At 71.4% G+C, this 6,203-nt stretch carries 7 protein-coding genes; 4 read left to right on the top strand and 3 right to left on the bottom strand.

Annotation, left to right across the window (positions count from 1 at the left end; all coding sequences use genetic code 11):
- Positions 1–103: 103 nt before the first annotated feature.
- Both ACJ73U_RS33905 and ACJ73U_RS33910 read right to left on the bottom strand, forming a co-directional pair.
- Positions 104–757 carry an RES family NAD+ phosphorylase gene (locus tag ACJ73U_RS33905; RefSeq protein WP_407781831.1) on the bottom strand — a complete coding sequence of 218 codons (654 nt, stop codon included), beginning with the start codon at positions 755–757 and terminating at the stop codon, positions 104–106.
- Position 758: 1 nt separating this feature from the next.
- A complete protein-coding gene (locus ACJ73U_RS33910) occupies positions 759–1,334 on the bottom strand; it encodes a DNA-binding protein (RefSeq protein WP_407781832.1) in 576 nt (191 codons plus the stop codon).
- 212 nt (positions 1,335–1,546) lie between these two features.
- Between ACJ73U_RS33910 and ACJ73U_RS33915 the strand changes: the two genes are divergently transcribed.
- Entirely contained in the window at positions 1,547–1,825 is a 279-nt protein-coding gene (locus ACJ73U_RS33915; protein WP_407781833.1) for a DUF4342 domain-containing protein, read from the top strand.
- A gap of 28 nt (positions 1,826–1,853) precedes the next feature.
- Positions 1,854–2,453 carry a DUF6518 family protein gene (locus ACJ73U_RS33920; protein WP_407781834.1) on the top strand — a complete coding sequence of 200 codons (600 nt, stop codon included), beginning with the start codon at positions 1,854–1,856 and terminating at the stop codon, positions 2,451–2,453.
- Here the strand turns inward: ACJ73U_RS33920 and ACJ73U_RS33925 are convergent.
- Positions 2,450–3,094 (bottom strand): uridine kinase, encoded by a 645-nt coding sequence (locus ACJ73U_RS33925; protein WP_407781835.1) that lies wholly within the window; start codon positions 3,092–3,094, stop codon positions 2,450–2,452. The two genes, ACJ73U_RS33920 and ACJ73U_RS33925, sit on opposite strands and share 4 nt — an antisense overlap.
- Before the next feature lie 88 nt (positions 3,095–3,182).
- Between ACJ73U_RS33925 and ACJ73U_RS33930 the strand changes: the two genes are divergently transcribed.
- Positions 3,183–5,129 carry a beta-propeller domain-containing protein gene (locus ACJ73U_RS33930; RefSeq protein ID WP_407781836.1) on the top strand — a complete coding sequence of 649 codons (1,947 nt, stop codon included), beginning with the start codon at positions 3,183–3,185 and terminating at the stop codon, positions 5,127–5,129.
- Positions 5,130–5,219: 90 nt separating this feature from the next.
- On the top strand, positions 5,220–6,203 hold a 984-nt coding region (locus ACJ73U_RS33935; RefSeq protein ID WP_407781837.1), incomplete at its 3' end, for an MFS transporter.

Raw genomic sequence — 6,203 nt, forward strand, 5'->3', positions numbered from 1 at the left:
GCGGCATGGTCATTACGCTAGGACCGGGAAGTGGTCGCGGACACCAGGGATGCCCCGGAAACCGGGGTGGGGAAAGCCCTACGGGTTGGCGGGGCTCGCGGTGTCAGTTCAGCACGTAGTTCAGCGAGTCGCAGACGCGCGCCAGCGGCAGGTCCAGGCCCGGATAGTCCAGCGGGAGCAACACTTCCGGGGTCAGCGGCAGCGCGTTGCCCGCGGGTGGGTGCCACAGGCACACGGCGGGGTCGCCGGCGTCCATCGACGAGCGGTACCAGAGGCCGTCGAGGTCGGGGAACGCCTCGCGGATCGCGCGGGCCCAGGCCTGCGTGATGTCCTTGGGACCGGTGGAGATCTCCTGGGAGGCACCCACGCGCGTCGGCCACAGGCCCGTGAGGTCGAGCAGGCACAGCGACCGCGTCGGGGCGAACACCGCGAGGTGCGGCCGCCGGGTCGTCCGGTCGACCACCGAGGACGCCTGGAACACCTCGGCGATCGACGTCCGCACGGACAGGCCGAAGTACAGGACGCCGTGTGCGGGCGAGGTGCCCATGCCCCCGTTGGGCGACGGCGGTTGCGGGTCGAACCGGGCGTGGGGCAGGGGGCCGGTGTGGCGGAAGGTGTTCCACCGCTGCTGGTGCGCGCCGGCCGCCACGAACACCCGCACGAGCCGGGCCGACGTCGGCAGGACCGCGATGTCCTCGTCGTGGCGCAGCAGCTTGCGCAGGACGCTCGGTGCGGGTGGCAGGGGCAGTCGGCTCACGTCAGGCAGGCGTCCCCAGTACGGACATGAGCGCCGCGACCTTCTTCGGCGCGCCGCCGGCCAGCAACCAGTCCCGCGGCGTCACCGCCGGGTCGCCGAGCAGGTTCTGCGGCGTGGTCATGAACGCCGCCACCACCAGCGCGGGTTGGTCCGCCGGCGCGGCCGCCAGCACGGTGCCGAGCCCGGGCAGCACGTCGTCGTCGGTGAACTGCCACACCGGCAGCCGCCAGCCCCCGCGGTACTTCCAGCCCATCAGCTGCCCCTCGGACAGCCGGTGGCGGATGCGGCTCGCGTCCACGCCGATCCGCTCGGCGGCGCCGGCCACGGTCAACGCGGTGTCCCGCAGGACCGCCTGCAGTGCTACCGTCCGCGCGCGCACGTCCCGATCGCCGGCGTGCTGGGGGGACAGGTCGAGGCCGACCGCCTCGAGTGCGGTCCGCTGGTCGGCGCTGAAGTAGTCGGCTGGTCTGGGGTCGAGTGGGGCCAGCCGTCGGGAGGCGTCCTCCACGAGCGAGACGAACTCGTCGGCCTCCACACGCAGCCCGGCACGGGCCAGCGCGGACCGTAGACCAGACATGCACACAAGGTAGCACGGACGTGCGCAGTCGTGCGGCCGGCCCGCCGGCCGAGGTCGTGCCGGCCCTGACCGCCGCCGGACCACGTCGTCGGAAGCGAGGGGGACGTTCGGGTACGACGAGCTGTACGAGAAGTACCGTGAGCTGTACCCGGCGACGGCGGACGTGGCACACTTCCTGGTTGACCGTCAACTCGCGGCGGAGGGGGAGAACCGTGGGAAAAGAAGCTGAGGGCACGGGCGTTCAGGCCCTGTTCGACAAGATCAACGACGTGGTCCGGCAGGGCAACGTCCGGCGGATCGTGGTCGCCGACCGCAGCGGCCGCAAGATTCTCGACATCCCGGTCAACGCGGGAGTCATCGCGGCGGTGGTGGCCCCGATGCTGACCGTGGTCGGCGCGGGACTGGCCCTGGTCGGCGGCTGGCAGATCAGCGTGGAACGCACGGACCCGGACGTGGTCGACGGCGAGACCACCGGGCAGGCCGACACCTGACTTTCCACTGAACCTGGGGGAAAGATCGATGTCTGTAGCGAAGAGTGCACTGCTGGCACTCGCCGCGGCGGTCGGCGGCGCGGTGTACGGCCTCCTGACGTCGCTGATCCCGTCACCGCAGGGAACCGCGGCGTTCTGGATCTCCAACCTGTCGAGTCCCTGGCTCGTGTTGGCGTTCCTCGCGGGCTGGTCGCAGCGGTCCTGGTTGTGGGCGGCCGTCGCCGGCGTGCTCGCCGACGTGTTCGCGGTCTCGGGCTTCTACTTCCAGTTCCTCGTCTACGACGAACACGGCGGCTACCGCGGCTACACGCCACCCCCGTTGCTGACCCTGATCAGGAGCAACCTCTCCGGGTGGCTGCACTTCGTCGCGCCATGGCTGCTCGCGGCGCTCGTCGCAGGCATCGCCTACGGCCTCCTGGGCCGCTGGTGGGGTGCCCGTCGGTCGGTCGTCGCCGGGATCGCGGTCACGGTCCCGTTCGTCTTCGAGCCGTTGGCGTGGTTCGCCTACTACGGCTTCTGGCGCGGCCCGGCGGTGCTGTGGTTCGGTGAAGCCCTCGTCGGCGTGGGTCTGTCGCTGCTCGTCATCGCGGTGCTGCGCCGGCACGGGCGGACGCGGCTGAGGACCTAGGTCAGCAGCACCGGGTTGTCCAGGTCCGAGTTGTCGATCACGGCCTTCGCCCGGTCGCGGGGATGGCACTCCGCCATGTACAGCCGCTGACCCTCGACGTACCGCCAGTTCTTCACCGACTTCGGGTCCGGGTCCTTGATGCCGAGCCCGTGTTTGGCGGCGCGCGGGACGGCCACGTCGAACGGGACCTCCAGCCAGACCGAGTAGTCCCAGTACCGGTACAGCTCGTCCCGGAGCAGGAAGACCCCGTCCAGCACGAGGATCGCGTTGTCGTCGGCCAGTTCGGGCAGCCGCCGCACCTGGCGCTCGCGCCGCACGTCGTACACCTCGCGGATGTACTCGCGGTTGCCCTCCGGACCGAGCGGGTCGAGCAGCAGCCGGACCATCCGCCCGTAGTCGAACGAGTCGCGGTAGAAGCCCTCCGGCGAGTCGCGGCCGCGGCGGTGCCGGGTGCGCGGCGGGTTGAGGAAACCATCGGCGGACACCCGGATCACCTTCGCGCCGCGGACGTTCAGCTCGCCGGCGAGCGCGTCCGCGAAGTCGGTCTTGCCGGCGCCGTTCACGCCGTCGACCGCGACCCGGCGGATCCGGTCGGCCGGCAGCGCGAGGATCGCTTCCGCTACTCGCTGACTGGGACGCATCCAGTAAGTGAACCCGCAGCGGAGCAGATTTCCAAGATATTCCGCCCAATCGAGCAACGCGCTCGCCACCGCGGTCCGTCCTGGCGGCATGACGGACTTACCGAGCAGGCGGAGTGCGCTCACCGCGGGCCTCGTGATGGCACTTGGCGCCGGCCTGATCACCACGGGGGTGATCGTCGGCGCGGCTGACGGTCCCGCCCGGACGCCGCACCGGACCGGGAACCTCAGCCTCGTCGCCTACGACAGCTGCGCCGGCGCGCTGCAGCAGCTGAAGGACCGGATCATGCCACACGTCGGTCCGTACGGCCTGGACTTCGGTGGGCGCGGCGAGGTGTTCACGGCGGACGAGGGGCGGGCGGTCGAGGACAGCGCCGCCGGGAAGGTGGCCGCGCCCGAGGCACCGGGCACTGCGCCGACCCAGAAGGAGGACCACTCGACGACGAACGTGCACGAGGCCGGGGTCGACGAGCCGGACCTGGTGAAGACCGACGGCAAGCGCGTCGTGAGCATCGCGGACGGCGTGCTGCGGGTCGTGGACGTCGCGTCCCGCACCCAGACCGCCGCCGTGCGCCTGGACGGGCCGGACTACCCGACGGAGCTGCTGGTCGCGGGGGACCGCGCACTGGTCATGACCAGCACCGCCATGGTCACCGACCTGCCGCGCGGGATGCCGGGCGAGACCGCGCCCACCGACACCGCGCCCTACGGCTCCCAGCTGGTGCTCGTGGACCTGACCGGTGCCGGCAAGGTCCTCGGCACGCTGGCGGTCGACGGCAGCTACCTCGACGCGCGGCAGGTCGGCTCGGTGGCACGGGTCGTCGTGCACTCCCAGCCGCGCCTGCCGTTCCGCTACCCCGACGACGGCGACAAGCTCTCCGCGCTGCTCGACAACGAGGAGGCCGTGACCGGCTCGACGATCCAGGACTGGCTGCCCCGCTACGAACTGAGGACCGGCGGCGCCACGAGGAGCGGGCAGCTCACCGGGTGCGCCGACGTGAGCCATCCGGCCGACTACACGGCGACCGGCATGCTCACCGTGCTCACCGTCGACCTGCGCGGGCGCCTGGGCACCGGCGACCCGGTCACGATCGTCGCCGACGGCAGCACGGTGTACGGCACCGAGAGGAGCCTCTACGTCGCCGACGACCACTCGATGTCCGGCGCGATCGAGGGGCCGCCGGCGTCCGCGCGCACCGAGCTGTACCAGTTCGACATCTCCGGGCCCGGCAAGCCGGTGCACGTGGCGTCCGGCGCGGTGGACGGCAGCCTGCTCAACCAGTACTCGCTGTCGGAGTACGCCGACGACCTGCGGGTCGCCACCACGACCTACGGCCGGGGCAGCTCGCAGAGCATGATCACGGTGTTGCGGCGCAGGGGGAACGAGCTGACCCAGGTCGGCCAGGTGGGTGGCCTCGGCGCGGGGGAGCGGATCTACGCCGTGCGCTACTTCGGCGACACCGCGTACGTCGTGACGTTCCGGCAGACGGACCCCCTGTACACGGTTGACCTGCGGGATCCCGCGGCGCCGAAGGTGACCGGCGAGCTGAAGATCCCGGGTTACTCCGCGTACCTGCATCCCGCCGGCGACGGTCGCCTGATCGGTGTCGGGCAGGAGGCCGACGAGAGCGGCGGCGCGCAGGGTGCCCAGGTGTCGCTGTTCGACACGAGCGACCCCGCGGGCGCCCGGCGGATCGCCCAGTACCACCTGCCCTACGCCTGGACCGAGGCGGAGAGCGACCCGCACGCGTTCCTGTACTGGCCGGCGAAGGGACTGCTCGTGCTGCCGATCTCCGGCGGCGGCCTCGACCCGAAAGGCGGACCGGACCAGGGCGCCGGCGCGCTCGTGCTCAAGGTGCGCGAGGGCTCGTTCGACAAGGTCGGCGTGCTGACCCACGACTCCGATCGGTACGGCACCCCGATGGCGCCGCGGCGGGCCATGGTCATCGGCGACGAGCTGTGGACCGTGTCCGAGGCGGGCATCCTGGTCAACGACCTGGACTCGCTGGGTCAGCTGGCCTGGCTGCCGTTCGGCTGACCGCTCCGCGGGGAGGTGTCCACAGCGGACGGTACGAGCTGAATGTGCGGTCAAGTGCAGTAAGTCCTCGGCTTCGGGTACACATCACGGGTGTCACTAGCTACCACGGAGCCAACCCAGTACGAGCCCGGTACGGACCCACGGCGCTGGCGGGCGCTGGTCGTGACCCTCGCCGGTGGGTTCATGATCCTGCTGGACGTCAGCATCGTGACCGTCGCGATCCCGTCCATCGAGAAGGGGCTCGGCACGTCGGCGAGCGGCGTGCAGTGGGTCGTGTCGGGATATCCGCTGATGTTCGGCCTCGTGCTGGTCGCCGGCGGCCGGCTCGGCGACGCGTTCGGACGGCGCAACATCTACCTCATCGCGCTGTCCGGGTTCGTCGTCACCAGCATGTTCGCCGGGCTCGCGTCCACGCTGACCCTGCTCGTGGTCGCCCGGCTGCTGCAGGGGTCGGTCGCCGGGCTGGTCACGCCGCAGAACGGCGGCCTCATCCAGGACCTGTTCCGCGGCGCGGAACGGGGCCGGGCGTTCGGGCTGCTCGGCGCCACGGTCGGCCTGTCGACCGCGGCCGGTCCGGTGGTCGGCGGGTTCATCCTCGGTGTGGCCGGCGAGCCCAACGGGTGGCGCTGGGTGTTCCTGGTCAACCTGCCGTTCGGCCTGCTCACGCTGGTGCTGGCGCTGCTGCTGGTGCCGCGCACGCCGAAGGGCTCGACCCGCCCCGACATCGACTACCTCGGCATTCTGCTGCTGGGCCTCACCGTGCTGTGCCTGATGGTGCCGGTCGTGCTCTCCGACGCCGGTGGCCTCCGCCGGTTCTGGTGGATGTTCCTGGTCGCGGTGCCGATGGGCTGGTCGTTCCTGCGGTGGGAGCGCCGCAGGGTGGCGGACGACCGGACGCCGCTGGTGCACATGCGGCTGTTCACCAGGACCCCCGGCTACCCGAGCGGCGCGACGCTGGCGACGGTGTACTTCTGCGGGTTCAGCGGGATCTGGCTGGTCTTCGCCGTGTACTTCCAGACCGAGACCGGCCGGATGCCCGCCCAGCAGCAGGGCTCGCAGATGGACGAGAAGCCC

Origin of the sequence: Actinophytocola sp. (assembly GCF_045807065.1) — a bacterium.
GTDB lineage: Bacteria > Actinomycetota > Actinomycetes > Mycobacteriales > Pseudonocardiaceae > Actinophytocola.

What these genes read in the sequence shown, in the direction of transcription:
- ACJ73U_RS33910 (WP_407781832.1), bottom strand. Translation starts at nt 1,334, where the DNA reads ATGTCTGGTCTACGGTCCGCGCTGGCCCGTGCCGGGCTGCGTGTGGAG.
- ACJ73U_RS33920 (WP_407781834.1), top strand. Translation starts at nt 1,854, where the DNA reads ATGTCTGTAGCGAAGAGTGCACTGCTGGCACTCGCCGCGGCGGTCGGC.
- ACJ73U_RS33925 (WP_407781835.1), bottom strand. Translation starts at nt 3,094, where the DNA reads ATGCGTCCCAGTCAGCGAGTAGCGGAAGCGATCCTCGCGCTGCCGGCC.
- ACJ73U_RS33930 (WP_407781836.1), top strand. Translation starts at nt 3,183, where the DNA reads ATGACGGACTTACCGAGCAGGCGGAGTGCGCTCACCGCGGGCCTCGTG.